The sequence below is a fragment of the Streptomyces sp. NPDC001393 genome, assembly GCF_053597455.1.
The window spans coordinates 33,959-59,339 of the sequence record NZ_JBSFIH010000042.1 but is presented as its reverse complement, the minus strand read 5'-3'; the positions used below and the strand labels follow the sequence as shown (position 1 = coordinate 59,339).

Below are 25,381 nucleotides of genomic sequence, written 5' to 3'. Positions count from 1 at the left end.
TACAGCACAAGCTCAAGCATCCTCAGGGCCGATGACGCGTGCCAGTCGTGCGGCGGCCGTATGGGTGTGTGGCGGCCGGCACGGGCGTGACAACTCAGTCGCGTGCGCCGTACACCGACCGCTACCGTGCCCCGTATGACGACGACAGCCGCCACTGACGCCGACGGATCCGGAGCCCACCCCCGTTTCGCCGGAGCCCTTCGCGCGCTGGGCCTCGACGACGTGCTCGCCCGCACCAGGAGGTTCCCGGACGCCACCCGGACCGCCGCGGAGGCCGCCGCGGCCATCGGGTGCGAGCTCAGCCAGATCTGCAAGTCGCTGATCTTCGCGGCCGACGGGGTGCCCGTGCTGGTCCTCATGGACGGGGCCTCGCGCGTGGACGTGGAGCGGGTACGGGAGGAACTGGGCGCGGGCAGGGTGACCCGGGCCGACGCCGGTGTCGTGCGCGAGACCACGGGGTACGCCATCGGCGGCGTGCCGCCCTTCGGGCACCGCACACGCACGCGTGTCCTCGCCGACCGCTCGCTGCTCGCCCACCACGTGGTGTGGGCGGCCGCCGGAACGCCGCACACGGTCTTCCCGATCGAGCCGAAGGCGCTCGTGACCCACGCCGGTGCCGACCTGGTGGACGTGCGCGAGCAGACCGCGTGACGCCACTCGTCACGGCCGCCGTCCTGTTCGCCGCCGTCACCCATGCCAGCTGGAACGCCATCGCGCACCGGATCACCGACAAGCTGGTCGGGTTCGCGCTGATCCTGGCGGGCGGTGTGCTCATCGGGCTGCTGCTGGCCCCGTTCACGGCGCTCCCGGCGGCGGGCGCGTGGCCGTACCTGGTCCTCTCGGCGGCCATCCACGTCGTGTACGTCGTCCTGCTGATGGCGTCGTTCCGGCTGGGCGACTTCGGCCAGACCTATCCGATCGCGCGGGGCAGTGCCCCGCTGCTGGTCACCGTGTTCGCGGCCGTGTTCGCGCACGAGGTGCCGGACGGCTGGGCGGCCGGGGGCATCGCCCTGTCGTGTGCCGGCCTGACCGGCGTGGCGCTGTGGGGGCTGCGCGGCCGCCGGCCGGACTGGGCGGCGATCGGGGCCGCGCTCGCCACGGGGCTCTCCATCGCCTCGTACACGCTCGTCGACGGGCTCGGCGTCCGCGCCTCCGGTTCCCCGCTCGGGTACACCGCCTGGTTGATGGTGGCACAGGGCGTGGCGATCCCGGCGTACGCCGTCTGCTGCCGGTGGCGGCGCGAGACGGTGGCCGTCCTGCGCCCCTTCGCCGCCCTCGGCCTCTTCGGCTCCGTGCTGTCCGTCTCCGCCTACGGCCTGGTCCTGTGGGCGCAGACCCGCGCCGACCTCGCCCCTGTCGCCGCGTTGCGCGAGTCCTCGATCATCGTCGGTGCCGCCATCGGCGCCCTCTTCTTCAAGGAGCGCTTCGGGGCACCCCGGATCGCGGCGGCGGGTGTGCTGGTCGTCGGGATCGGGCTGATGCTGCGCGCCGGGTAGCAGGATGACACTGACCACGACACGCCGTACGAGGGAGCCGTCCATGACCGACAAGCCGACCGTCAGCGTTCTGGGGACCGGGATCATGGGGGCCGCGATGGCCCGGAACCTGTGCCGCGCCGGGCTGGAGGTGCGCGCGTGGAACCGTACGCGTGAGAAGGCCGAGCCGCTCGCCGCCGACGGCGCACGGATCGCCGGCACCCCGGCGGAGGCCGTCGCGGGCGCCGATGTCGTCCTGACGATGCTGTACGACGGCAAGACGGTCCTGGACGTCATGCGCGAGGCCGCGCCGGGGCTGCGGCCCGGCACGGTGTGGGCGCAGTGCACCACCGCCGGGATCGAGCTGATCACCGCCCTGGCCGCCTTCGCCGGCGAGCACGGACTCGTCTTCTACGACGCACCCGTCCTCGGGACCAGGCAGCCCGCCGAGGCCGGTCAGCTCACCGTGCTGGCCGCCGGGCCGGAGGAAGGGCGGCGGACGGTCGCGCCCGTCTTCGACGCGGTCGGTGCGAGGACCGTGTGGACCGGGTCCGACGCCGGCGCGGGCAGCGCCAGCCGGCTGAAGCTGGTCGCCAACAGCTGGGTGCTCGCGGCCACCGCGGCGGCCGGTGAGGTCCTCGCCCTCGCCCGCGCGCTCGGCGTGGATCCGCAGGGCTTCTTCGACCTCATCGAGGGCGGTCCGCTCGACATGGGATACCTGCGGGCGAAGTCCGCGCTGGTGCTCGACGGGAAGCTGACCCCGCCGTCGTTCGCGGTGGCCACCGCGGAGAAGGACGCCCGGCTCATCGTCCAGGCCGGTGAGCGGGGCGGCGTACGGCTGGACGTCGCCGCCGCGGCCGCGGAACGGTTCGCCCGCGCCGCGGCCCAGGGGCACGCGGACGAGGACATGGCCGCCGCGTACTTCGCCAGCTTCGGCGAGTCCGGGCAGGAAGGCGGGACCGTCCCGCCGAGGTGACGTTCCCCGCACACGGGAGCACCCTGGAAACAGCTGGAATTCCAGCGGCTCCCGGAGGTGATCCTCATGATGCACACCGCTGTCGGATGGCATGTGGAGCTGGAGTTCAAGGAGGATGATCAGCACACGAAGGCGGCGGCCCTGGTGCGCTTGCCCGACGGAACCGAGGTACGGGCGCACGGCCACGCGACCAGGCACCGCGTCGACGCCAACCAGCCCAGGGTCGGCGAGGAAATAGCCGGCGCCCGTGCCCTCAACGAACTGGCCATGGAACTGCTGAGCAAGGCACACGACGAGATCGACGCGGCGTCCGGACGGACCTCGCACTCGATCAACGTGTGACAGCGTGCAGGGACGGGAGCGCCTACGCGAGCGCCGTGCGCACCGCCCGCACCAGCGCCTGCGCCCTCGGGTCCGCCGTCACGCTCTTGCGGAAGCCGTTGGTGACATAGCCGAAGGCGATGCCGGTCTCCGGGTCGGCGAACGCGAGGGCGCCGCCCCGGCCCGGGTGGCCGAAGGAACCGGGGGAGAGCAGCGGGGACGCGGCGCCGTGCAGCATGTGGCCGAGGCCGAACCGGGTGCCGACCACCAGGACCCGGTCCGGCCCGGCGGACTGCTCGGCTCGGGCCAGTTCCATCGTCTCCGGGGTGAGCAGCCGGATGCCGCCGTCCACCGCGCCGATGAGCGAGGCGTAGAAGCGGGCCAGCCCCTCGGCGGTGGCGATGCCGTTGGAGGCGGGCAGGGCGGCCGCGCGGTAGGCGGGATCGTTCTCGTCGGGCAGCGGGGTGATCGCCGCGAACGCGCGCCGGGTCAGCGAGTCCGGGTCGGCGTAGGCCTCGGCCACCGCGCGCTTGGGGCGGGTCTTCAGACCGCCCACCGCCTCGGGTGCCTCGACCGGGCCGACGCGGCCCACGCGCGCGTGCTCCGACTCCGGCAGGCCGAGCCAGAGGTCCGCGCCGACGGGACGCGCGATCTCGTCCGCGATCCACTCGCCGACCGGGCGGCCGGTGATCCGCCGGATCAGTTCGCCGGTGAGCCAGCTGTAGGTCTGGGCGTGGTAGCCGTGGTCCGTGCCCGGCTCCCACGCCGGCGTCTGCGCGGCGACGGCCGCGGCGCCCAGATCGGGGTCGGCGGCCTCGGCGGGGGTCAGCGGGCGGTCCAGCACGGGCACGCCCGCGCGGTGCGCGAGCAGGTGCCGGACGAGGGTGTGCTCCTTGCCGGCCGCCTTGTACTCGGGCCAGTAGGCGCCGACCGGGGCGTCCAGGTCCAGCTCGCCGCGCTGGTGCAGGAGCAGCAGTGCGGCGGCGACGACACCCTTGGTCGCGGAGCGGACGATCTGCGCGGTGCCGGGCTCCCAGGGCGCCGTACCGTCCACGTCCCTGGTGCCGGCCCACAGGTCGACGATCCTGTGCCCGTCGCGGTACACGGCGACGGCCGCGCCGCGCTCCCCGAGCAGCGCGAAGTTCGCTGCGAACGCCTCCCTGACCGGCTCGAAGCCCTCGGCCACTGTGCCGTTCACGTCCACGCCCGCCGTCCTTTCGATCACTGTCCCATCGCCTGCGACAGTGGGTGCAACGCGGGCTGCGCGCCTGTGATTCCTCGGTGGGATCAGCCCAGCAGGATCGTTACATCGATGTTGCCGCGCGTGGCGTTGGAGTACGGGCAGACCTCGTGCGCCGCGTCCACCAGCCGGGCCGCCACCTCCGCGTCCAGCACCGGCAGGGAGACGCTGAGGGCGACCGCGAGGCCGTAGCCCCGGTGCCCGTTCGGGCCGATGCCGACCTTGGCGGCCACCGTGGAGCCGGTCAGGTCGTAGCCCGCGCGGTTGCCGACGAGGATCAGCGCGTTGTGGAAGCAGGAGCTGTAGCCGGCCGCGAACAGCTGTTCCGGGTTGGTGCCGTTGCCGTCGCCGCCCAGCTCCGGGGGCATCGCGACCCTCAGCTCGATCTGGCCGTCGTGGCTGGTGACATAGCCGTCGCGACCGCCGTGGGCGGTGGCCTCGGCGACGTACATGATCTTCGTCGGACGGGTGTCGACGGCGGTGTCCTCGGTCATGGCCGGCCTCCCCCGGAACAAGTGGCGCACAAGTACATCGTGCACAAGGTACTGGCTGGTAGGTCAGCAGGCGGCGGCAGGGGGTGGCAACCGTGGGTAACGCGGGATCAGCGGGCGGTCGGGGCCGGATCAGCGGAGCAGCGGGGCCGGATCAGCGGAGCAGCGGGGCCGGATCAGCGGAACGTCAGGGCCGGATCAGTGCCGGTCGGCCGCTACGTCGGCGCGCTCGGTGAGTTTCCGCAGCGCCTCGCGCAAGCACGCGACCTCCTGCCCGCCGAGGCCCGTCGAGGTGAGAAGCGCGCCGGGTATGCGTGTCGCGCGCTCCCTGAGTGCCTCTCCGCGCCCGGTGCACGCGACGAGCACCGAGCGCTCGTCGCCGGCCGCGCGCTCCCTGTGCACCAGCCCCGCCCCCTCCAGCCTCTTCAGCAATGGCGAGACGGTCCCGTAGTCCAGCCGCAGAGCGCGCGCCAGCTCCTTCACGCTGGTCTCGCCGCGCTCCCACAGCACCAGGAGCACGAGGTACTGGGGGTAGGTGAGCCCGAGGTCGTCCAGAAGCGGACGGTATGCGGCGGTCACGGCCCGCTGGGCGGCGTACAGCGCGAAGCACAGCTGGTCGTCCAGCAGCAGCGACCCCTCGGCGGCGCGATCCTCGTTCGTCACGCGCCCATTGTCACGGACGCACTTTGCCGAGCATCGCGCCCACCCGCCACAAGTGCGGTCGACGAGGGCGGGGTGGCCGCTTGTTCCGGCCGCGACGGGGAAGTTGAGCATTGCACGGCGCAGATGAACGCCGCCAGTCTTACTGCCCAACGGGGCACGAACGGGAAAATGTGGGACATTAGGGAGAAAACAGACGTACAGAAGAGCAGCTTCCGGGGTAGGTCACCCAGCGTGAAAGGGCGGTCCGATGTCTGTAGTCGAACAGTACGCGCGCGCCCACATCGTCACGGACGAGGAGGATCCGGGGGCCGTACCGGTGGTGTTGCGGTACGACCCCGACTCCGATCCACGGTCGGTACGGGTGGGCCTGCCGGGACCGCACGAGTGGACCTTCTCGCGCACGCTCCTCGAACGGGGCCTGCGGGCGCCGGCCGAGAGCGGCGCGGTGCGGGTCTGGCCGTGCGGGCGCGTCCAGGCCGTTGTCGAGTTCCATTCGGACAACGGTGTCGAGGTGGTCCAGTTCGAGTCGAAGACGCTGGTGAGATTCCTGCGCCGGACGTACACGGCGGAGCCGGTGCGGGCCTGATCAGCCGCCCATCTTCAGCAGGGTCGCCACGATCGGCCCGGCCGTGTCGCCGCCGTGGCCGCCCGCCTGGACCACACCCGCGGCGGCGAGATCGCCCTTGAAAGCGGTGAACCAGCCGTTCGGCTTCTTCTGTCCGTCGACCTCGGCCGAGCCCGTCTTGGCGCCGTAGTCGCCGCTCATGCCCGCCATCGCCTTGGCCGCCGTGCCGTAGTCCGCCGTGAACCGCATGACGTCCTTCAGCTGGGACTGCGTCTTCGCGGACATCGTGCGCGCCGCCTTCGCCAGCGTGCGGTGGTCCACGTCGGGGGACACCAGGTACGGCTGGTGGAAGGCGCCCGACTCCACCGTGGCCGCCACCGACGCCATGTTCAGCGGGTTCATGCGTACCGCGCCCTGCCCGATCAGCGAGGCGCCCATCTGCGCGCCGCTCTGCACCGGGACGGCGCCGTCGAAGGACGGGACGCCGACGGACCAGTTGTCCATGGCGAGGCCGTAGACCTGCTGGGCCTCCGTCGTCAGGTCGCTGTCGGACAGCTTCGGCGCGAAGTCGATGAAGGCGTTGTTGCAGGAGGCCCCGAAGCTCTGCCTGAACGTGCCCTTCTTGATCTCCGAGTCGCCGTCGTTGTGGAACGTCCAGCCGGCCAGCTTGTACGTCTTGGGGCAGGGGTGCGAGGCGTCCGGGGTGATGAGGTTCTTCTCGAACAGCATGGTCGACGTCACGATCTTCATGGTCGAGCCGGGCGCGAGGGAGCCCTGGAAGCCGACGTTGAAGCCGTGCTCGCTGTTGGCGACCGCGAGGATCTCGCCGGTCGAGGGCCGCACGACGACCACGGACGCCTTCGCCCGCTTGCCGACCTGTTGCTCGGCCGCCGCCTGGAAGGTCGGGCTCAGCGTCGTCTTCACCGTGCCCGGCGTGCCCTTGCTCAGCTCCACCAGCGTCTTGTCGGACAGCCCGGCCTTCTGCGCGTCCTTGCCGCGCACCACGCGCAGCTCCACGCCCGCCTTGCCGCCCGCCGTCTTGCCGTACTTCTCCCGCAGCCCGTCCAGCACCGTGCCCAGCGACGGGTACCTGGCGGTCGTCAGCTCGCCGCCGTCCCGGTCCAGCGCCTTGATCGGCGGGGTGCCGGACTCGCCGGTGACGAGTGTGTCGCCGTCCTTCAGATCCGGGTGGACGACCGAGGAGTGCCAGTCGACCAGCGGCTGGCCGTCGCTCGCCCGCCGCATCACGGTGAGCGAACTGCCGTACGCCAGCGGCTTGGCGAGCTTCTGGTACGACACCGTCGCCTTGACGGAGAACGGCACCTTGGCGCCCGTGGGCGTGCCGGCGGTGAGCGTGACGTCCTTCAGATGGGCGTCCTTGGTGTAGCCGGCCAGCAGCGAGCCGGCGGCGGAGGCGTTGTCGGTGGCGGCGGCCGCCTCACCGATCCTGCCCTGCTGCCACGCGGTGAGGAAGCGGGTGGAGGCCGTGCGGATCTCCGCGGCGGTGAGCGGGCCGGTTCTGACGGCCTTGTGGTCGGCCGCGGCGGGCGTGCGCTCGTCTGCGGCGGCACCCCCGCCGGTCAGCGCGTAGACGGCGAACCCGGCGCCGCCCACGGCCAGCGCGATCATCCCGCCGACCACGACGGGCGCGGTCGTCCTCCGTCGCTCGGCGACGTGCCTTCTCTTGCCCACAGCCTCAGTTCCTCCGTGCGATCCCCAGGATCCCCGTAGCCCTCACACTCCCCAACGACGGCACTCACCCTAAGGTCCCCGTCCCGGCGGGTGATCCCGGCGGCAAATCCGTAGCACGCTTGCGACATTCCGCGCGGGACGCACGCCCCCGGCACGCGCGCGTGGCGGCCGGCGCCCGCGTCGGCCGCGACTCACACCCAGGTGTCCAGCCACATCCGCGACCGCCAGGAGTCGATCGGGATCGCCGTGCCCGTGTACAGCGGCCAGAAGTAGATGAAGTTCCAGGCGATCAGCAGCACCAGGACGCCCGCCGCCGTCGCGCCGATCACGCGGCGGGTGTCGGAGGAGCCCGGCGGTCCGATGATCGCGCCGATCATCATCGCCACCGCCAGGCACAGGAACGGCAGGAAGACGACCGCGTAGAAGAGGAAGATCGTGCGCTCCTGGTACAGGAACCAGGGGAGGTAGCCCGCCGCGATGCCGCAGGCGATGGCACCGGCGCGCCAGTCGCGGCGCAGCGCCCACCGCCACAGCACGTACAGGATCGCGAAGCAGGCCGCCCACCACAGCAGAGGCGTGCCGATCGCCAGCACCTCACGGGCGCACTTCTGGCCCGCGTTCGCCGGGCAGCCGTCGGCGCCGGGGTTCGGGGACTCGTAGAAGTACGACACCGGGCGGCCCAGCACGATCCAGCTCCACGGGTTGGACTGGTAGGTGTGCGGGGAGGTCAGGCCGACGTGGAACTTGTACACCTCGTGCTCGTAGTGCCACAGGCTGCGCAGCCAGTCCGGCAGGAAGGTCCAGCTGCCGCCCCTGCCGTCGGTGGCCGCCCAGTTGCGGAAGTAGCCGCCGGAGCCGTTGGCCGGAGAAAGGATCCAGCCGAGCCAGGAGAGCAGGTAGACGGCGATCGCCACCGGGACCGTCGCCAGGAAGGCGATGCCCGTGTCGTACTTCAGGGCCGCCGCGTACGGGCGCCGGGCGCCGGCCGTCTTCCGGGCGCCGACGTCCCACAGCACCGCCAGCACACAGAACGCGGCCAGGATGTACAGGCCGTTCCACTTGGTGCCGATGGCCAGGCCCAGCATCAGCCCGGCCGCCCAGCGCCAGGGGCGCAGCCCGAAGCGGAAGGTGTCGGCGACCTCCTCGTCCGGGCGGACCCGGCCGTCGGCGTCCACCGGCAGGGCGGCGGCCAGCCTCTCCCGTGACCGGTCCCGGTCGATGACCAGACAGCCGAACGCGGCCACCACGAAGAACATCAGCACGCCGTCGAGCAGTGAGGTCCGGCTCATCACGAAGTGCAGGCCGTCCACCGCCATCAGCGCGCCCGCGAGGCAGCCGAGGAAGGTCGAGCGGAACAGGCGGCGCCCGATCCGGCACAGCAGCAGGACGGAGAGCGTGCCCAGCAGCGCGGTCATGAACCGCCAGCCGAACGGGTCGAACCCGAACATCAGCTCGCCGAGCCCGATGACGTACTTGCCGACCGGCGGATGCACGACGTACGCCGCGTCCGTCGGGATCGCGAGATGGCCGTGCGTCTGCAGCACCAGGTCGTTGGCGTTCTTGTCCCAGTTGACCTCGAACCCGCGGTGGACGAGCGCCCAGGCGTCCTTGGCGTAGTACGTCTCGTCGAATATCACCGCACGCGGACTGCCCAGGTTCCAGAACCGCATCAGGCCCGCCATCAGCGTCACCAGCAGCGGACCGGCCCAGCCCGACCAGCGGGTGATCCGCTCGGCCAGGACCGGCGGCACGCCGAGCACCTGCCACAGCCGGGGGCCCGGCTCGGCGTACGGCGGCACCAGCCGGTCGCGTACGTCGCCCGAGGGCGCGTCCTTGGCCGGTACGTACCCGAATCGGCGCAGCCGCTGCTGCCACGACGGCCGCTGGTCGTGCGGCGTCCGGCCCTGCCGGAGGTCCATGGAGGACGCGGTACTGGTCACCCGCGCCATGGTAGGGAACCGTTCTGTGCGAGTCCCGTGCATGTGGGGTACCGGTCGGCATGAGGTCGTTCCCCGGCCGGGCTGTCAGTGGTTCCTGCGAGGATGGAGGACGTGACTGGAACCCTTGTCCTCGCAGGTACCCCCATCGGCGACATCGCGGACGCACCGCCCCGGCTGGCCGAGGAACTCGCCGGTGCCGACGTGGTCGCCGCCGAGGACACCCGGCGGCTGCGCCGGCTCACCCAGGCCCTCGGCGTCGCGCCCAAGGGCCGCGTCGTGTCGTACTTCGAGGGCAACGAGTCCGCGCGTACCCCGGAACTGGTCGAGGAACTGCTCGGCGGCGCGCGCGTGCTGCTGGTGACCGACGCCGGGATGCCGTCCGTCTCCGACCCGGGCTACCGGCTGGTCGCGGCCGCCGTCGAGAAGGACATCCGGGTCACCGCCGTACCGGGGCCGTCCGCCGTGCTCACCGCGCTCGCGCTGTCCGGGCTGCCCGTCGACCGCTTCTGCTTCGAGGGCTTCCTGCCGCGCAAGGCGGGCGAACGCCTGTCCCGGCTGAAGGAGGTCGCGGCCGAGCGGCGCACGCTGGTCTACTTCGAGGCCCCGCACCGGCTCGACGACACCCTCGCCGCCATGAGCGAGGTCTTCGGCGCGGACCGGCGGGCCGCCGTGTGCCGGGAGCTGACCAAGACGTACGAGGAGGTACGGCGCGGCTCGCTGGCCGAGCTGGCGCGGTGGGCCGCGGAGGGGGTCCGCGGGGAGATCACCGTGGTGGTCGAGGGGGCGCCGGAGAGCGCTCCCGAGGAACTGGACGCCGCGGAGCTGGTACGCCGGGTACGCGCGCGCGAAGAGGCGGGGGAGCGGCGCAAGGAGGCGATCGCGGCGGTGGCCGTGGAGGCGGGGGTGCAGAAGAGGATTGTTTTCGACGCCGTGGTGGCGGCGAAGCGTTCGGGTGAGTGACGGGGACGGGGGTCCGTGACGGGGGTGCGGCACGGCACCTGAGCTGGGTTCATACCCCCTCTGAGCAGGGCTCTTCTCTTGTGAGCGGGAGGTCCATGGGACGGCAAAAGGCTGTCGCCGTTGGCAAAGCGAAACGCCGCCGACCGGGGCCTTTTCGGCAAGGAAGACCCAAATCGCCTCCAACACTCGACAGCCCTGGTGCGTTCGCGCTGGTGAAGGCGTCCACTGGTTGAAGAGGCGCCCCGTAGAGGGGCGCTTTGTCCAGCGGACAAGAGGAGCTGGCATGAGCGAGATCGCAGGGCAGACCGGCCTCCGTGGCACGCCCACAGCCGTCGTTCACGAGTCGTATTCGTTCGCCTGCATGCGCTGCGGGCACGGCTGGGAGCAGTCGTACGAGATAGAGCACCACACGGACGCCGACGGGCACGAGTTCGTGCTGTACGTGGCCGACGGCCGGGTCGTGCCGTCGCCGCTGAGCCGGCCCAGCTGCCAGAACTGCGACGGTCACGTCGTGCGGATCATGCGCGCGGGGCAGGTCTCGTCGGTGCGCGGCGTCGCCGAGCGGCACCACGCCGTGCCGCAGGCGGGCCCGGTGGAGGCGCCCCAGGTGCCCACGGAGCCCACGGAGCCGCACCACTGGCACCTGTCCGACCTCCTCCACCCGTTCCAGCGCAAGGCCGGCTGAGCGGATCGCCGGCCGGTGACGGCATGCCCCTTTCGTAGGATCGGGGCATGCCTTCGAACGCCGGCCAGACCTCCAAGGGCGACAAGAACGCCGCACCGCCGCTTCCGCCCCCGCTGCGGGTCGCGGTCGCCGACTCGCACACCCACCTCGACATGCAGTCCGGCACGGTCGAGGAGGGTCTCGCGAAGGCCGCGTCGGTGGGAGTGACGACCGTCGTCCAGGTCGGCTGCGACATCAAGGGCTCGCAGTGGGCCGCCGACATCGCCGCCGCCCACGACGGCGTCCACGCCACCGTCGCCCTCCACCCCAACGAGGCCCCGCGCATCGTCCACGGTGACCCCGACGGCTGGTCCCGGCAGGGCGCCCGCGAGCCGGGCGGCGACGCGGCGCTCGACGAGGCCCTCGCCGAGATCGACCGGCTCGCCGGGCTGCCCCAGGTGAAGGGCGTCGGCGAGACGGGGCTCGACCACTTCCGCACCGGCCCGGAGGGCAAGGCGGCCCAGGAGCGGTCCTTCCGCGCCCACATCGAGATCGCCAAGCGGCACGGCAAGGCGCTCGTCATCCACGACCGCGAGGCGCACGCCGACGTCCTGCGCGTGCTCAAGGAGGAGGGCGCCCCCGAGCGCACCGTCTTCCACTGCTACTCCGGCGACGCGGCGATGGCGGAGATCTGCGCCCGCGAGGGCTACTTCATGTCCTTCGCCGGCAACGTCACCTTCAAGAACGCCCAGAACCTGCGGGACGCCCTCGCCGTCGCCCCGCTGGAGCTGGTCCTCGTGGAGACCGACGCGCCCTTCCTGACCCCCGCGCCGTACCGCGGGCGCCCCAACGCGCCGTATCTGATCCCCGTCACGGTGCGTGCGATGGCCGCCGTGCGCGGCATCGACGAGGACACGCTGGCCACGGCCCTCGCCGTCAACACCGCCCGCGCCTTCGGCTACTGAGCCGCCCGCCGCCCTGCTGAGCCGCCTGTTCGAGCAGTGGGCGCACACTCGACGGGCAACAGTGCGTAGTCGCGTCGCTTTGGAGAGTGACGGACGCTCCGCTAGGTTCTGGGGGCCCGATCCGGACCCCTCTGGCACCTCTGGAGCGTGTCGGCGTGAGCAAGTCGCAGTACGAGACGTTCGAGACCTACGAGCCGTACGAGCCTTACGGGCCGTACGAGGGCTACGGCCCGTACGACCCCTACGACCCCTACGACCCCTATGGTCCCGACTACGGCCCCTACGGCCCCTACGGTCCCGGCAGCTCGGTGCACACCGCGGAGACCCTGTCGTACGGCCCGTACGCGGACACCTACCGGCCCGCCTACGAGGCGCAGGCCTACTTCGTCACCGAGCCGGTGCTGCCGCGGCAGGGCGGGGGCGGCGCGCCGCAGGGGGCGGGCGCGGGACACGACGGGAGCCCGCGGGAGCCCGGGAGTGCGCAGGCCGCCGGGGGCGCGACGGGTGACGGCGGCACCTCGACCGGAGCGGGAACGGACGGGGGCGAGACGGCCACCGGTGTGAGCGGGCGGGCCGCGCGCCGGCGCAGGGTGCGCTGCGCCGAGCGCCCGGAGTCCGCCGTACGCCGTCTGCTGCCGCAGGCGCTGGTCGTGGCCTTCCTCGCCGGCGGCACCACCGCGTTCGTCGCCAAGGACAAGGCGGTCGAGCTGACCGTCGACGGCAGACCGCGCACCCTGCACACCTTCGCCGACGACGTGCGCGAGCTGCTCGCCGACGAGGGCGTGCGCGTGGGGGCGCACGACAAGGTCTCGCCCGCCTCGGGCGCGCCGCTCGCCAGCGGGGACACGGTCGCCGTGCGCCACGGGCGTCCCGTCCGGCTCACCCTGGACGGCCAGCGGCACGAGGTGTGGACGACGGCGCACACGGTGGAAGGCGCGCTGGACGAGCTGGGGGTGCGCGCGGCGGGCGCGTACCTGTCCACCTCGCCCTCCCAGCCCATCGGACGCGCCGGACTCGCGCTCGACGTACGCACCGAGCGCGCCGTCACGATCATGGCCGACGGCCGGACCCGGACCATCCGCACCAACGCGGCCACCGTCCGCGAGGCCGTCGAGGAGGCCGGGATCGGCCTGCACGGCCAGGACACCACCTCCGTGCCGCTCGACAGCTTCCCCCGGGACGGGCAGACGGTGACCGTGCTCCGGGTCAGCGGCAGCCGGGAGGTCCGCGAGGAGCAGATCCCGTTCGAGACCGAGCGCACCGCGGACCCCACCCTCTTCGTGGGCGCCGAGGTCGTCGTACAGCCCGGGCAGCCCGGACTGCGGCGCGACACCTTCCTGCTGCGCATCGTCAACGGGGTCCGTCAGAAGCCGCACCGGGAGGCGTCCGAGGTGGTGCGCAAACCGCGCAAACAGATCGTGAAGGTGGGCACCAAGCCGCGGCCGCACTCCGCGTCCGGCGCCGACCACCTGAACTGGCACGGCCTCGCCGCCTGCGAGTCCGGCGGCCGCCCGCACGCGGTCGACCCCTCCGGGACGTTCGGCGGGCTCTACCAGTTCGACATCGGCACCTGGCACGCCCTCGGCGGCTCCGGCCGCCCCGAGGACGCCCCGGCGGAGGAACAGACCTCCCGCGCGAAGAAGCTGTACACGCGCCGGGGGGCCACACCGTGGCCGCACTGCGGGGCGCGACTGCACGGTTAGCCGAGCGGTAACGCGATTGCACGGCCGGCCGAGCGGTAACGCGCCGCCGTGCCGCCGGCCGGCCCCCGGTGCGGGTGCGTCCCACCCGCACCGGGCACCTGGCCACCCGGTCAAGAACAGCCCCGTACCCTTGTCCCGTGAGCAGCCCCACCCCCGACGCCCTCCTCGGTCCCGCCGACATCCGTGAACTCGCGGCAGCGCTCGGTGTCCGGCCGACCAAGCAGCGCGGCCAGAACTTCGTGATCGACGCCAACACGGTCCGCCGTATCGTCCGCACCGCCGAGGTCCGCCCCGAGGACGTGGTCGTCGAGGTCGGCCCGGGGCTGGGCTCTCTCACGCTCGCACTGCTGGAGGTCGCCGACCGGGTCACCGCCGTCGAGATCGACGACGTGCTCGCCGCGGCCCTGCCCACGACCATCGGGGCGCGCATGCCGGCGCGCGCCGACCGGTTCGCGCTCGTCCACTGCGACGCGATGCACGTCACCGAACTGCCCGGCCCCCCGCCGACGGCGCTGGTGGCGAACCTCCCCTACAACGTCGCCGTCCCCGTGCTGCTGCACATGCTCGACACCTTCCCGAGCATCGAGCGCACCCTCGTGATGGTGCAGTCCGAGGTCGCCGACCGGCTCGCCGCCACGCCCGGCAACAAGGTGTACGGCGTGCCGTCGGTGAAGGCCAACTGGTACGCCGAGGTGAAGCGGGCCGGCGCCATCGGCCGCAACGTCTTCTGGCCCGCGCCGAACGTCGACAGCGGGCTGGTGTCGCTGGTGCGGCGGGCGGAGCCGATCAAGACCACCGCCTCCAAGGCCGAGGTCTTCGCCGTCGTCGACGCGGCCTTCGCACAGCGCCGCAAGACCCTGCGGGCGGCGCTGGCCGGCTGGGCCGGGTCCGCCGCCGCGGCCGAGGCCGCCCTGGTCGCGGCCGGTGTCTCGCCCCAGGCGCGCGGCGAGTCACTGACGGTGGAGGAGTTCGCGCGGATCGCCGAGCACAAGGAGACGAGCAAGTGAGCGTGACCGTACGGGTCCCGGCCAAGGTCAACGTCCAGCTCGCGGTCGGTGCCGCGCGCGCGGACGGCTTCCACGACCTCGCCAACGTCTTCCTCGCGGTCGGCCTGTACGACGAGGTGACGGTGGCCCCCGCGGAGGAACTCCGGATCACCTGCGCGGGCCCGGACGCCGCCGAGGTTCCCCTGGACCGCACGAACCTCGCCGCACGCGCCGCGATCGCGCTGGCCGCGCGCCGGGGCATCGAACCGAACGTCCACATCCACATCGCCAAGGACATCCCGGTCGCCGGCGGCATGGCGGGCGGCAGCGCGGACGGCGCGGGCGCGCTGCTCGCCTGCAACACGCTGTGGGGCGCGGGTGCTTCGCGGGCCGAACTGCTCGCCATCTGCGCGGAGTTGGGCAGCGATGTCCCGTTCAGCCTGGTCGGCGGCGCCGCACTCGGCGTCGGCCGGGGCGAGCGGCTGACCGCCCTGGAGGTCGGCGGCACCTTCCACTGGGTGTTCGCGATGGCCGGGCGGGGGCTGTCGACCCCGGCCGTCTTCCGCGAGTTCGACCGGCTGGCGCAGGGGCGGGAGATCCCCGAGCCGGTGGCCTCGGCGGAGCTGCTGGAGGCGCTGGCGAAGGGCGACGTGGACGCGCTGGCCGCTGCCGTCTCCAACGACCTTCAGCCCGCGGCCCTGTCCCTGTTCCCGGAGCTGGCGGACACCCTGGAGGCGGGGCGCGGGGCAGGCGCGCTCGCCGCGTTGGTCTCGGGGTCCGGGCCTACGACGGCCTTCCTCGCGCGGGACGCCGAGTCGGCGCAGAAGGTGGCGGCGGCCCTGCGGGCGTCCGGCACGTGCGGATCGGTGCGGACGGCGGCGGGGCCGGTGGCGGGGGCGACGGTGCTCTGAGGGGGCTCAGAGGGTGTCGATGGCGGTCAGGTCGATGTCGATGGGGTAGGGCTTGTCGACCTTGATCCGGTCGCGGTGCATGCCAATGTGGATGTACGCCCGGGTGAGCGGGTCGAGCTCGTAGACGTGGATGACGGGCCTGCCGCTCGTGCCGTTCTCCTCGACGCGCCAGAAGTTCGGGATCTCGGCGGCGGCGTACTTCTGGGGCTTGGTCGTGCGGTCGCGGGACTCCGAGTCGGGGGAGACGACCTCGATGGCCAGGAGTACGTCCTTGGCCTCGTACTTCGTCTGGCCGGGGCCCGTGATTGCGTCGGCGCGGATGACGCTCACATCGGGTTCTGGGCCATTGCGGTTGTCGAGGACGACGGTCATTTCCCGACTGACCCTGAACTCGGCGGACAGCGTCGCGCGCAGGCCGTTGACAAGCAGGTCGATCACGTTGGCGTGGAAACGGCGCTGCGGACTCACGAAAACCAGGCTCCCGTCGATCAGCTCGGTGTGCGGCGGGAGATCCGGCAGTGTGAACAGGTCGTCCACGGTGTAGCCGTCCTGGGGCGGCACCGGCCACTGGACGCGGTGCTCTACGGACTCGGCGGTCATGGTTCCTCCCATGGACGGGATCCTGCTGCCTGCCCTCCACGGTAGCGGCCGGTTCCCGATCACGTCATCACAAAGAGTGACAAGCCCCTCGCGCCCCGCCCTCACCCCCGCAGGGCCTACGCTAGAAGGCTGACCGACCCCCGCACGCAGGAGTGAAATGGCCGTCAACCTGGTCAATGTCGAGAACGTCAGCAAGGTGTACGGCACCCGTGCCCTGCTGGACGGCGTCTCGCTCGGCGTGTCGGAAGGGGACCGGATCGGGGTCGTCGGGCGCAACGGCGACGGCAAGACCACCCTCATCCGGATGCTCGCCAAGCTGGAGGAGGCCGACACCGGCCGCGTCACGCACTCCGGCGGGCTGCGGCTCGGCGTGCTCACGCAGCACGACTCCCTCGACCCCGCCGCCACCGTCCGCCACGAGGTCATCGGCGACATGGCCGACCACGAGTGGGCCGGCAACGCCAAGGTCAGGGACGTGCTGACCGGGCTGTTCGGCGGGCTCGACCTGCCGGGCTTCCCCAAGGGGCTGGACACCGTCATCGGGCCGCTGTCCGGTGGCGAGCGGCGCCGTATCGCGCTCGCCAAGCTGCTCATCGAGGAACAGGACCTGATCGTCCTGGACGAGCCCACCAACCACCTCGACGTCGAGGGCATCGCCTGGCTCGCGCAGCACCTGCGCAGCCGGCGCTCGGCGCTGGTGTGCGTGACCCACGACCGCTGGTTCCTGGACCAGGTGTGCACGCGCATGTGGGACGTGCAGCGCGGTGACGTGTACGAGTACGAGGGCGGTTACTCCGACTACGTCTTCGCGCGGGCCGAGCGCGAGCGCATCGCGGCCACCGAGGAGGCCAAGCGGCAGAACCTGATCAGGAAGGAGCTGGCCTGGCTGCGGCGCGGCGCCCCCGCGCGTACGTCCAAGCCGCGTTTCCGGGTCGAGGCCGCCAACGAGCTGATCGCGGACGTGCCGCCGCCCCGGGACAGCAGCGAGCTGATGAAGTTCGCCTCCTCGCGGCTGGGCAAGACGGTCTTCGACCTGGAGAACGTCACCGTGCAGGCCGGGCCGAAGGTGCTGCTCAAGCACGTCACCTGGCAGCTCGGGCCGGGTGACCGGATCGGTCTCGTCGGCGTGAACGGCGCGGGCAAGACCTCGCTGCTGCGCGCGATGGCGGACGCGGCCCGCAGCGAGGGCGAGAAGCAGCCCGCCGGTGGCCGTGTCGCCGTCGGCAGGACGGTCAAGCTCGCCTACCTCTCCCAGGAGGTCGCCGAACTCGACCCCACCTGGCGGGTGCTGGAGGCCGTACAGCGGGTCCGCGAGCGCGTCGACCTCGGCAAGGGGCGCGAGATGACCGCCGGGCAGCTGTGCGAGACGTTCGGCTTCAGCAAGGAGAAGCAGTGGACGCCGGTCGGCGACCTGTCCGGTGGTGAGCGCCGCCGCCTGCAGCTGCTGCGGCTCCTCATGGACGAGCCCAACGTCCTCTTCCTGGACGAGCCCACCAACGACCTCGACATCGAGACCCTCACCCAGCTCGAGGACGTCCTCGACGGCTGGCCCGGCTCGATGATCGTCATCTCCCACGACCGGTTCTTCGTCGAGCGCACCACGGACCGCGTCTTCGCCCTCCTCGGCGACGGCACCCTGCGGATGCTGCCGCGGGGCATCGACGAGTACCTGGAACGGCGGCAGCGCATGGAGGAGGCGGTCGCCGCGCAGGCAGCCGCCGCGGCGCCCAAGCCGGTCACCACGGAGAAGAGCGCCGCCGACCAGCGCGCCGCCAAGAAGGAACTCCAGAAGATCGAGCGCCAGTTGGACAGGATCTCGGAGAAGGAGTCCGGGCTGCACGCCCAGATCGCCGAGAACGCCACCGACTTCGCCAAAGTGGCCGACCTGGACGCCCAGTTGCGCGATCTCGCGGGGGAGCGCGAGGAACTGGAGCTGCGCTGGCTGGAGTTGGCAGAAGACGCGTGAGCGGCGCCCACTCCCGCGGCCACTCCCGCTCCCGCGCCCGCGCTTGCCCCTGCTCCGGCTCCGGCGTGAACCAGCCACCTCGGACGCCCTCTTCACACCCCCACTTCGCAACCGCCCCGGCGCCCGCCCCCGGCGCGCGGGGCTGTTGCGTGCGCTGCGTGAAGGGGGCGTGAAGGCGCGTAACGGCGGCATCACGGGCCGGTCGTCCCTTGGGAACAGCGGCGGATGCGAGCCCGGGTGCTGTCGGTACCGGGTGATAGAAAGGGCCGTCTGAGAACTGTCTGAGTAACGACCCAGGGTCCGTCAAGAACCTCAGGGCGTGGCGAAAAATCAGTGAACGAGGGGGAAGAGCGCTGATGACCCAGCCGCCCAACCAGCCGCCGCAGGGCGGATTCGGAGCGCCGCAGGGCCCTCCACCGCAGGGTGGCGGATTCGGCCCCCCGCAGGCGCCACCGGTCATACCCCCCACGCCCCCGCCGCCCGCCACCCCGCCGCAGCCGGCCTACGGCTACCCCCAGCAGCCGGGTCCGTACGGCGCCCCCACCCCGCCCGGCACCCCGGGCCCCTACGGCTATCCTCCCCAGCCCGGCCCGTACGGCGCGCCGCCCCGGCCCGGGTTCGGTCAGCAGCCTCCGTACCAGGGCGCGCCCGGCACCGCGCCGGGCGGCAGGCCCAGGGCGAGGACCGCGCTGATCATCGGTGCGGCGGTGGCCGCGCTGCTGGCCATCGGCGGCACGGTGTACGCGGTCACGAGCGGCGGTGGAGGCAAGAAGAAGCCCGTCGCCCAGCAGAGCGACGACTCCCAGCACTCCGCGACCGGCACACCCTCGCCGAGCGGTTCGAGCACGTACGGCGGTGGTGGCGACCCGGAGAACCTCAACGCGGGCCGCAAGGCGGGTGAGTCGAAGGTGCTCTGGTACAGGTCGGCACCCAACGCCCCGGGCGCCGGCGCCGACGCGCCCGGTATGTGGGTCACCGGCAAGACGGTGGTGAAGGCGGCGTACAAGCAGGTCTTCGCGTACGACGCCGCCTCCGGCGGGTCCGCGTGGGCCACGATCTCCTTCCCGCAGAAGATCTGCGCGGTCACCACGCGGAAGTCGGACGACGACAAGGTCGTCGTGGCGTACACCAACAGCGCGGGCGACGGCGCCAAGTGCAACCAGCTGCAGCAGATCGACCTGGCCACCGGCGCGAAGGGCTGGAGCGCCACGGTCGACGACAACTCGCTGTTCGACAGCACGCTCAACATCGAGCTGACCGTGAGCGGCAGGACGCTGATGGTGGGGCGTCAGGAGTCGGGCACGGCGTACGACATCGACAGCGGCAAGAAGCTGTACGACAAGGAGAAGTACGGCCCGTCCTGCTTCCCGGCGGCGTACGCGGGCGGCACCGGCCGGCTGATCCAGGTGGCCTCCTGCGGCGTCGGCGGCAGCAACGAGCACGACGAGATCCAGGAACTGGATCCGGCCACCGGCAAGGTGCGCTGGACACAGGCGGTCAAGAAGGGCTGGCAGGTCACCCGGACGTTCTCCGTCGACCCGCTGGTGGTCTATGTGACCAACCAGGACAAGAACTCCTGGAACATCCTGACGTTCACCCAGGACGGCAAGCTCCGGTCCCAGGTCAGGACCGACGTGAAGTTCAGCCCCCACTGCGACTCGGCGGTCCTCGAACGCGGCCTGCAGGGCTGCCCGGGCGTCGTCGCGGACGGCGACACGCTGTACCTGCCGACGGACACCACCGCCACCGCCAACGAGATCGTCGCGATCAGCCTGGCCGACGGCAAGGCGAAGTGGCGGACCACGTCCCCGGCCGACGAGCCGATGTCTCCGGTGAAGCTGGAGGGCGGCAGGCTCGTCGCCTATGTGCAGCCGTCGTACGACACGGGCGGCCAGGTGGTGGCGATCCCGGTCACCGGCTCCGCCCACAGGCCCGCGAAGCTGCTGCAGAACCCCCAGAGCACGGCCCAGATCGAGGACACCTTCTACGACCCCGTCGTGGACTGGTCCGGCGGGCGGTTCTTCATCTCCTCGGGCCGGCTGTCCGGCAGCGACAAGGCCAGGGAGAAACTGATCATGGCCTTCGGTAACTGAGCCGTTCGTACCGGTCCTTTCCCCGTCCCACCGAATCCCCTTCTCCGTCCGGCCTCCACGGCCCCACCGAGGTACCCGTCTCATGACCCAGCCGCCCCCTCCACCGCCGAACCAGCCCCCGCAGCAGGGCGGTTTCGGCCCCCCGAGCCCGCAGCAGCAGCCCCAGCAGCCGCCGCAGCCCCCGCAGCCGCAGCCCGGTTACGGCTATCCGCAGGCGCCCCAGGCCCCGCAGCCCGGCTACGGCTACCCGCAGGCCGCCTCGGCCCCGCAGCCGCCCCAGCCCGGTTACGGGTACCCCGGCGCGCAGCAGAACCCGTACGGACAGCAGCCCGCCGCTCCCTACGGCGGCCAGCCGCAGAACCCCTACGCGCAGCCCGCGCAGCCCGGCTACGGCTATCCGGGCCAGCCGCCGACGGTTCCGATGCAGCCGCAGCCGGGGCAGCCCGGCGGCGGACGGAACAACACCGTGCTGTTCATCGTCGTCGCCGCGGTCGTCGCCATCGCGCTGATCGTCGCCGGTGGCATCTGGTACGGCAACTCCTCCGGGGACAACGGCAAGAAGCACGACACGGCGTCCTCCAGCGGCGGCAGCGGCGGTAAGAACGGCAGCGGCGGGAGCGCGGGCGGCGGCACGGAGAAGGTACCGGCCGACCCCTCGGCCAAGCTGCTGTACCAGGTGCCCATGCCCACCGCGAACGACATCGTCAGGACCGTCGGCTCCTGGCTGACCGGCAAGGCGTACGTCAAGACCGGCGTCGCCGAGGTCGTCGGCTACGACCGGGCCAAGGGCACCAAGCTGTGGACGCTCCCGCTGCCCGGCCCGGTCTGTGCGGCCAGCAAGCACGCCACCGCGGACGACAAGACCGCGATCACCTACCAGCCGTCGTGGGACACGAACAAGACCATCGCGGGCTGCTCCCAGATCGCGGCGGTCGACCTCGACTCGGGCAAGAAGCTCTGGACCAAGACGGTCAAGTCCGGTGACTACCCGGTCGACTACCAGAACGTGACGGTCGCCCAGCGCACCGTCGCGGTCGGCGACACCGAAGGCGGTGCCGCCTTCGACCTCGACTCCGGCAAGGCGCTGTGGCTGCCCAAGCCCGGCGACAGCTGCTACGACGCGGGCTACGGCGGTGGCACCAAGCTCGTCGCGGTGCGCACCTGTGGAGAGTCGGGCAACCAGCGGGTGCTCATCCAGACCCTCGACCCGAAGACCGGCAAGGTGATCTCCGAGTACCGGATGGACCCGGGCATCGACTACGCCTCGGTCGTCTCCACCGACCCGCTGGTGGTGGCCGCCGAAGCCGGCCAGGACAGCCAGGCCCAGGACTACTTCTCGATCGACAACAAGACCGGCAAGCTGCTCGCGCACATCTCCGCGCCGAGCAACACCTACGGCGGCAGGTGCGACAGCACCCGCACCGAGGACTGCAAGGAGGTCGTCGTCGGTGACGGCAAGCTGTACCTGCCGACCGACGAGCACGACGGCACCGGCCAGTACAGCAGGACCAACGAGATCGTCTCCTTCGACCTGAGCACCGGCAAGCCGACCGGTCAGCGCGCCGAGGCCGGGGACGGCTACACGCTCTCCCCGCTGCGCATGGACGGCTCGAACCTGCTCGCCTACAAGCGGCCGCCGTACGACAAGGGCGGACAGGTCGTCAGCATCGACGGCGGGTCGTTCAAGCAGACCAAGCTGCTGGAGAACCCGGCCACGAAGAGCGCGCACGACGCGGAGGACAGCATGCTGCCCGACTCCGCCGAGATCCTCTTCGGAGACGGACGCCTCTACATGTCGGACGTCTTCGCCGAGAAGAAGGGCTCGACGTCGTTCAGCAAGGACCTGGTGGCGGTGTTCGGCACGAACGGCTGACCGAACGGCCGACCGTCGCGCGAGAGCGCCCGCGGCTCTCGCCCGAATGAGTGACTTGCCGAGAAGTGCCCCGGATTTCATCGATCCGGGGCACTTCTCATCAGTAGGGGCAGCGCGACGTCGAACAAGCGTGTAGCTTCCGGGGGCATGAAGGACGAGGTGCCGGGGGGCCCTCTGTCCGTGCGGACCGGTGGGCGTCCATAGTGGGGCATCCATGGGGGGGACTGGGGGGTTGCTCTATGGGAGTGCGGCTCATGGTCGTCGACGACCATCGCCTGCTCGCGGAGGCGCTCGCGTCGGCGCTCAAGCTGCGCGGGCACCGGGTGCTCGCCGCGGCGGCGCCGGCCGCGGGCGCGGCGGACCTGGTGATCGCGCGGGCACCGGAGGTGTGTCTGCTGGGTACGGCGGCGCCGGCCGAACCGGGCGTGTTCGACCCGGTGGTGAAGATCAAGCGGGAGCGGCCGCAGGTCGCCGTGCTGGTGCTCGGCCCGGTGCCGTCGCCGCGGGGGATCGCGGCGGCGTTCGCGGCCGGGGCGTCGGGGTACGTGCGGCACGACGAGCGGATCGAGGGCGTCGAGCGGGCGATCATGAAGGCGCGGGCAGGGGAGGCGGCTGTTGCTCCGCAGTTGCTGCAGGGCGCGTTCGGGGAGCTGCTCAATCCTGCCGCGCAGCCCGACGACGAGGCCCAGCGGTTGCTGTCGATGCTGACGCCGAGGGAGGTGGAGGTGCTGGTGCGGGTGGCCGACGGGGAGGACACGCGGGTGATCGCGGCGGGGATGGGGATCGCGCCGAGCACGGCCCGTACCCATGTCCAGCGGGTGCTGATGAAGCTGGGCGTGGGGTCGCGGTTGGAGGCGGCTGCGCTGGCCGCGCGGACGGGGTTGCTGGACCGGGCGGGACCACTGAACGCCGGCCCCGAATAGGCACGCTGCACTGCTGCCGGCCGGGAGTTGGGTCGCTTGCCCGCGCTTGCGGGGTGCCGCCTGCGCCCACCCGTGCCGCCCCAGCGGCACGACTGCCCGCAGGCTACGGCGGCGGGCCGCCCCGCAAGGGGCGCGGGGAACTGCGTGACCAGCCCCCGCGCACCCGCGGACGGGGACGGCGCTCTACTCCCCCTGCCCCTTCTCCGGCAGACCCTCCGGAGGAAGCGGCGGGGGAGTCGGGCGGAGTTTCAGCCAGGCCAGGAAGAAGATGCCCAGCAGGAGCATGCCGATCCCGGTCCACAGGTTGATGTTGACGCCCTGGGCCTTGTCGATCGCGGCCTGGGAGTCGGTGATGCCGGTGATCGTGACGATGACGCCGTACAGCACGAACAGGCCGCCGATGATGCGGCGCAGGTCGAAGATACGGGCCGCGGTCGCGGACTTGCCCTCCAGCTCGGTGACTTCACGCGCCACCTCGTCCTCGGTGTAGTGGTGGTGGCGGTCAGGGTGCTCGGGGTGTTCAGACATGGTTTCCTCGATCCTCCCGCGTCAGAACGAGAACGGGACGTAGCAGGCGGCGGCGAGCACGACCGCGCCCCAGCCCAGCAGGGCCGGCCGGCGGTACCAGGCCTCGTCGCCGGGTGCGGGCGGTTCGGACATGCCGGGGGAGCGGGTGCCGTAGACCAGGCCCTGCAGCTCCTCCGCCGGCTTCGGCCTGGTGAACAGGGACACCGCGACCATCACGACCGCACCGGCCACGAAGCCCGCGATCGCGGACACGAAGTTGGCGCCCTGGTCGGAGGGGATGGCGATGATCCCCTTCTTGTAGAGGACGAAGTAGTTGACCATCGCGGTCACGGTGCCCGCGAGCAGGCCCCAGAAGCCGGACTTGGCGGACGCGCGCTTCCAGAACATGCCGACGATGAACACGACGAACATCGGCACGTTGAAGAAGGAGAACAGCGTCTGCAGGTAGCTCATGATGTTCGAGAACGAGGACGCCAGGAACGCCGTGCCGATGGAGGCGAGGACACCGATCACGGTGATCAGGCGGCCGAACCGGACGTAGTACGCGTCCTCGCGGCCGCGCACCACGTACTTCGCCCAGATGTCGTTGGTGAACACGGTGTTGAAGGACGACACGTTGGCCGCCATGCCGGCCATGAACGCGGCGAGCAGACCGGTGACGGCGATGCCGAGCACGCCGTTGGGCAGCAGTTCCTGCATCAGGTACGGGATGGCGTCGTTGTACTGCAGACCGGAGCCGGAGGTGCCGATCTTCGGCACGAGCGCGGCGGCGACCAGGCCCGGGATCATCACCAGGAAGACGATGAAGATCTTGGGGTAGGCGGCGATGAGCGGAGTGCGCTGACCGGCCGAGAGGTTCTTCGCGGACAGGGCGCGCTGCACCTCGGCGAAGTTGGTCGTCCAGTAGCCGAAGGACAGCACGAAGCCGAGGCCGAGGACGATGGTCAGCCAGTTCGCGCCGAGCGGGTTGACGTGACCGATGCCGGTGCCGCCCCAGGCGGTGGTGAAGTTCGCTCCGTGTGTCGCGGTGAGCTTGTGGGTCAGCCCGCTCCAGCCGCCTGCCTTCTTCAGGCCGAGGACGGTGATCGGGATGAGGGCCGCCAGGATCACGAAGAACTGCAGGACCTCGTTGTAGATCGCGGAGGACAGACCGCCCAGGGTGATGTACGCGAGCACGAAGGCACCGGCGACCACGATGGCGACCCACTGCGGCCAGCCGAGCAGGGCCTCGACGACGATCGCGAGGGCGTACAGGTTGACGCCCGCGATCAGGATGGCGGCGAACGCGAACAGGATCGAACTGAGCAGATGGGCGGCCCGGTCGAAGCGCAGCAGCAGGAACTCGGGGACCGAGCGGACCTTGCTGCCGTAGTAGAACGGCATCATCACCAGGCCGAGGAAGACCATGGCGGGGATGGCGCCGATCCAGTACCAGTGCACGGTGTAGGCGCCGTACTGGGCGCTGTTGGCGGCCATGCCCAGGATCTCGGTGGCCGCGAGGTTGGCCGAGATGAAGGCGAGACCGGTGATCCAGGCGGGCAGCGAGCGTCCGGAGAGGAAGAAGTCGAGGCTGGTCTTCACCGAGCGGCGGGCCGCGAAGCCGATGCCGAGCACGACGACGAAGTAGATCGCCAGGATCGTGTAGTCCAGCCAGTTGGTGGGGAGCCGTAGCTGCGCCGCCAGATACAGGTGACTGTCTGTGGGGGTTTGCATGGGTACTCGCTTCGTTGCGCGAACTGATCAGAGCGGAACCTACGCCTCCGCGTTCAGAAAATGAACACTTCTGTTGGGGTTCTTTGTTTGATTGTGATGAGCCTGAGAGTTGTCGAGTTGTGGTCTGTTATGT

At 71.5% G+C, this 25,381-nt stretch carries 23 protein-coding genes; 15 read left to right on the top strand and 8 right to left on the bottom strand.

Going from position 1 to position 25,381, the window contains the following annotated elements; translation table 11 throughout:
* Positions 1-135: 135 nt before the first annotated feature.
* From ACWC2T_RS33205 to ACWC2T_RS33190, 4 genes are all read left to right on the top strand, one after another.
* Complete coding sequence (locus ACWC2T_RS33205) at positions 136-651, top strand: YbaK/EbsC family protein (protein WP_450674044.1); 516 nt, start codon at positions 136-138, stop codon at positions 649-651.
* Entirely contained in the window at positions 648-1,496 is an 849-nt protein-coding gene (locus ACWC2T_RS33200) for an EamA family transporter (protein WP_450674043.1), read from the top strand. The genes ACWC2T_RS33205 and ACWC2T_RS33200 overlap by 4 nt, the downstream gene beginning before the upstream one ends.
* Positions 1,497-1,539: 43 nt before the next feature.
* A complete protein-coding gene (locus tag ACWC2T_RS33195; RefSeq protein WP_450674042.1) occupies positions 1,540-2,451 on the top strand; it encodes an NAD(P)-dependent oxidoreductase in 912 nt (303 codons plus the stop codon).
* Between the two features lie 66 nt (positions 2,452-2,517).
* Entirely contained in the window at positions 2,518-2,793 is a 276-nt protein-coding gene (locus tag ACWC2T_RS33190; RefSeq protein WP_450674041.1) for a DUF1876 domain-containing protein, read from the top strand.
* 22 nt (positions 2,794-2,815) lie between these two features.
* Here the strand turns inward: ACWC2T_RS33190 and ACWC2T_RS33185 are convergent, their stop codons facing one another.
* From ACWC2T_RS33185 to ACWC2T_RS33175, 3 genes are all read right to left on the bottom strand, one after another.
* Positions 2,816-3,976 (bottom strand): serine hydrolase domain-containing protein, encoded by a 1,161-nt coding sequence (locus ACWC2T_RS33185; RefSeq protein ID WP_450674040.1) that lies wholly within the window; start codon positions 3,974-3,976, stop codon positions 2,816-2,818.
* An 83-nt stretch (positions 3,977-4,059) separates the two neighbouring features.
* Positions 4,060-4,506 (bottom strand): organic hydroperoxide resistance protein, encoded by a 447-nt coding sequence (locus ACWC2T_RS33180; protein WP_450674039.1) that lies wholly within the window; start codon positions 4,504-4,506, stop codon positions 4,060-4,062.
* Between the two features lie 195 nt (positions 4,507-4,701).
* Positions 4,702-5,166, bottom strand: coding sequence for a MarR family winged helix-turn-helix transcriptional regulator (locus ACWC2T_RS33175; RefSeq protein ID WP_450674038.1), 465 nt, complete (start codon positions 5,164-5,166; stop codon positions 4,702-4,704).
* A 247-nt stretch (positions 5,167-5,413) separates the two neighbouring features.
* Between ACWC2T_RS33175 and ACWC2T_RS33170 the strand changes: the two genes are divergently transcribed.
* A complete protein-coding gene (locus ACWC2T_RS33170; RefSeq protein WP_055704286.1) occupies positions 5,414-5,752 on the top strand; it encodes an SsgA family sporulation/cell division regulator in 339 nt (112 codons plus the stop codon).
* On the opposite strand, the gene ACWC2T_RS33165 is transcribed toward ACWC2T_RS33170, so the two are convergent.
* Together ACWC2T_RS33165 and ACWC2T_RS33160 are read right to left on the bottom strand one after the other, a co-directional pair.
* The gene (locus ACWC2T_RS33165; RefSeq protein ID WP_450674037.1) at positions 5,753-7,423 is read right to left on the bottom strand and encodes a penicillin-binding transpeptidase domain-containing protein; all 1,671 of its coding nucleotides are present in this window, start codon (positions 7,421-7,423) and stop codon (positions 5,753-5,755) included.
* 191 nt (positions 7,424-7,614) lie between these two features.
* On the bottom strand, positions 7,615-9,363 hold the full coding sequence (locus tag ACWC2T_RS33160) for a dolichyl-phosphate-mannose--protein mannosyltransferase (protein WP_450674036.1): 1,749 nt from the start codon (positions 9,361-9,363) through the stop codon (positions 7,615-7,617).
* A 111-nt stretch (positions 9,364-9,474) separates the two neighbouring features.
* Between ACWC2T_RS33160 and rsmI the strand changes: the two genes are divergently transcribed.
* The 6 genes from rsmI to ACWC2T_RS33130 all read left to right on the top strand — a co-directional run bounded on the left by rsmI (position 9,475) and on the right by ACWC2T_RS33130 (position 15,552).
* Entirely contained in the window at positions 9,475-10,323 is an 849-nt protein-coding gene (gene rsmI / locus ACWC2T_RS33155; protein ID WP_450674035.1) for a 16S rRNA (cytidine(1402)-2'-O)-methyltransferase, read from the top strand.
* Between the two features lie 283 nt (positions 10,324-10,606).
* Positions 10,607-11,008: a hypothetical protein gene (locus ACWC2T_RS33150; protein WP_351206042.1), complete on the top strand. Its 402-nt coding sequence runs from the start codon at positions 10,607-10,609 to the stop codon at positions 11,006-11,008.
* A gap of 47 nt (positions 11,009-11,055) precedes the next feature.
* Positions 11,056-11,952, top strand: a complete 897-nt coding sequence (locus ACWC2T_RS33145; RefSeq protein WP_450674034.1) for a TatD family hydrolase — start codon at positions 11,056-11,058, stop codon at positions 11,950-11,952.
* 155 nt (positions 11,953-12,107) lie between these two features.
* Positions 12,108-13,655, top strand: a complete 1,548-nt coding sequence (locus ACWC2T_RS33140) for a ubiquitin-like domain-containing protein (RefSeq protein WP_450674033.1) — start codon at positions 12,108-12,110, stop codon at positions 13,653-13,655.
* A gap of 137 nt (positions 13,656-13,792) precedes the next feature.
* Positions 13,793-14,662: a 16S rRNA (adenine(1518)-N(6)/adenine(1519)-N(6))-dimethyltransferase RsmA gene (gene rsmA, locus ACWC2T_RS33135; protein WP_450674032.1), complete on the top strand. Its 870-nt coding sequence runs from the start codon at positions 13,793-13,795 to the stop codon at positions 14,660-14,662.
* Positions 14,659-15,552: a 4-(cytidine 5'-diphospho)-2-C-methyl-D-erythritol kinase gene (locus ACWC2T_RS33130; RefSeq protein ID WP_450674031.1), complete on the top strand. Its 894-nt coding sequence runs from the start codon at positions 14,659-14,661 to the stop codon at positions 15,550-15,552. Before rsmA ends, ACWC2T_RS33130 begins: the two co-directional genes overlap by 4 nt.
* A gap of 6 nt (positions 15,553-15,558) precedes the next feature.
* On the opposite strand, the gene ACWC2T_RS33125 is transcribed toward ACWC2T_RS33130, so the two are convergent.
* On the bottom strand, positions 15,559-16,152 hold the full coding sequence (locus ACWC2T_RS33125; RefSeq protein ID WP_450674030.1) for a Uma2 family endonuclease: 594 nt from the start codon (positions 16,150-16,152) through the stop codon (positions 15,559-15,561).
* Positions 16,153-16,309: 157 nt separating this feature from the next.
* On the opposite strand from ACWC2T_RS33125, the gene ACWC2T_RS33120 reads away from it, so the two are divergent.
* The 4 genes from ACWC2T_RS33120 (at position 16,310) to ACWC2T_RS33105 (ending at position 23,007) form a co-directional block, all read left to right on the top strand.
* A complete protein-coding gene (locus tag ACWC2T_RS33120) occupies positions 16,310-18,118 on the top strand; it encodes an ABC-F family ATP-binding cassette domain-containing protein (RefSeq protein WP_450674029.1) in 1,809 nt (602 codons plus the stop codon).
* Between the two features lie 356 nt (positions 18,119-18,474).
* Positions 18,475-20,211 (top strand): outer membrane protein assembly factor BamB family protein, encoded by a 1,737-nt coding sequence (locus ACWC2T_RS33115; protein WP_450674028.1) that lies wholly within the window; start codon positions 18,475-18,477, stop codon positions 20,209-20,211.
* A gap of 82 nt (positions 20,212-20,293) precedes the next feature.
* Positions 20,294-22,084: an outer membrane protein assembly factor BamB family protein gene (locus ACWC2T_RS33110; RefSeq protein ID WP_450674027.1), complete on the top strand. Its 1,791-nt coding sequence runs from the start codon at positions 20,294-20,296 to the stop codon at positions 22,082-22,084.
* 239 nt (positions 22,085-22,323) lie between these two features.
* Entirely contained in the window at positions 22,324-23,007 is a 684-nt protein-coding gene (locus ACWC2T_RS33105; protein ID WP_450674026.1) for a helix-turn-helix transcriptional regulator, read from the top strand.
* A 183-nt stretch (positions 23,008-23,190) separates the two neighbouring features.
* On the opposite strand, the gene ACWC2T_RS33100 is transcribed toward ACWC2T_RS33105, so the two are convergent.
* Together ACWC2T_RS33100 and ACWC2T_RS33095 are read right to left on the bottom strand one after the other, a co-directional pair.
* The gene (locus ACWC2T_RS33100) at positions 23,191-23,535 is read right to left on the bottom strand and encodes a hypothetical protein (RefSeq protein ID WP_450674025.1); all 345 of its coding nucleotides are present in this window, start codon (positions 23,533-23,535) and stop codon (positions 23,191-23,193) included.
* A 21-nt stretch (positions 23,536-23,556) separates the two neighbouring features.
* Entirely contained in the window at positions 23,557-25,248 is a 1,692-nt protein-coding gene (locus tag ACWC2T_RS33095; RefSeq protein WP_450674024.1) for a sodium:solute symporter family protein, read from the bottom strand.
* Positions 25,249-25,381 lie beyond the last annotated feature (133 nt).

Excerpts from the sequence above, each read along its gene's own strand:
- ACWC2T_RS33205 (WP_450674044.1), top strand. The coding sequence starts at position 136 with ATGACGACGACAGCCGCCACTGACGCCGACGGATCCGGAGCCCACCCC.
- ACWC2T_RS33195 (WP_450674042.1), top strand. The coding sequence starts at position 1,540 with ATGACCGACAAGCCGACCGTCAGCGTTCTGGGGACCGGGATCATGGGG.
- ACWC2T_RS33190 (WP_450674041.1), top strand. The coding sequence starts at position 2,518 with ATGATGCACACCGCTGTCGGATGGCATGTGGAGCTGGAGTTCAAGGAG.
- ACWC2T_RS33180 (WP_450674039.1), bottom strand. The coding sequence starts at position 4,506 with ATGACCGAGGACACCGCCGTCGACACCCGTCCGACGAAGATCATGTAC.
- ACWC2T_RS33170 (WP_055704286.1), top strand. The coding sequence starts at position 5,414 with ATGTCTGTAGTCGAACAGTACGCGCGCGCCCACATCGTCACGGACGAG.
- ACWC2T_RS33150 (WP_351206042.1), top strand. The coding sequence starts at position 10,607 with ATGAGCGAGATCGCAGGGCAGACCGGCCTCCGTGGCACGCCCACAGCC.
- ACWC2T_RS33145 (WP_450674034.1), top strand. The coding sequence starts at position 11,056 with ATGCCTTCGAACGCCGGCCAGACCTCCAAGGGCGACAAGAACGCCGCA.
- ACWC2T_RS33125 (WP_450674030.1), bottom strand. The coding sequence starts at position 16,152 with ATGACCGCCGAGTCCGTAGAGCACCGCGTCCAGTGGCCGGTGCCGCCC.
- ACWC2T_RS33120 (WP_450674029.1), top strand. The coding sequence starts at position 16,310 with ATGGCCGTCAACCTGGTCAATGTCGAGAACGTCAGCAAGGTGTACGGC.
- ACWC2T_RS33115 (WP_450674028.1), top strand. The coding sequence starts at position 18,475 with ATGACCCAGCCGCCCAACCAGCCGCCGCAGGGCGGATTCGGAGCGCCG.
- ACWC2T_RS33110 (WP_450674027.1), top strand. The coding sequence starts at position 20,294 with ATGACCCAGCCGCCCCCTCCACCGCCGAACCAGCCCCCGCAGCAGGGC.
- ACWC2T_RS33105 (WP_450674026.1), top strand. The coding sequence starts at position 22,324 with ATGGGAGTGCGGCTCATGGTCGTCGACGACCATCGCCTGCTCGCGGAG.
- ACWC2T_RS33100 (WP_450674025.1), bottom strand. The coding sequence starts at position 23,535 with ATGTCTGAACACCCCGAGCACCCTGACCGCCACCACCACTACACCGAG.
- ACWC2T_RS33095 (WP_450674024.1), bottom strand. The coding sequence starts at position 25,248 with ATGCAAACCCCCACAGACAGTCACCTGTATCTGGCGGCGCAGCTACGG.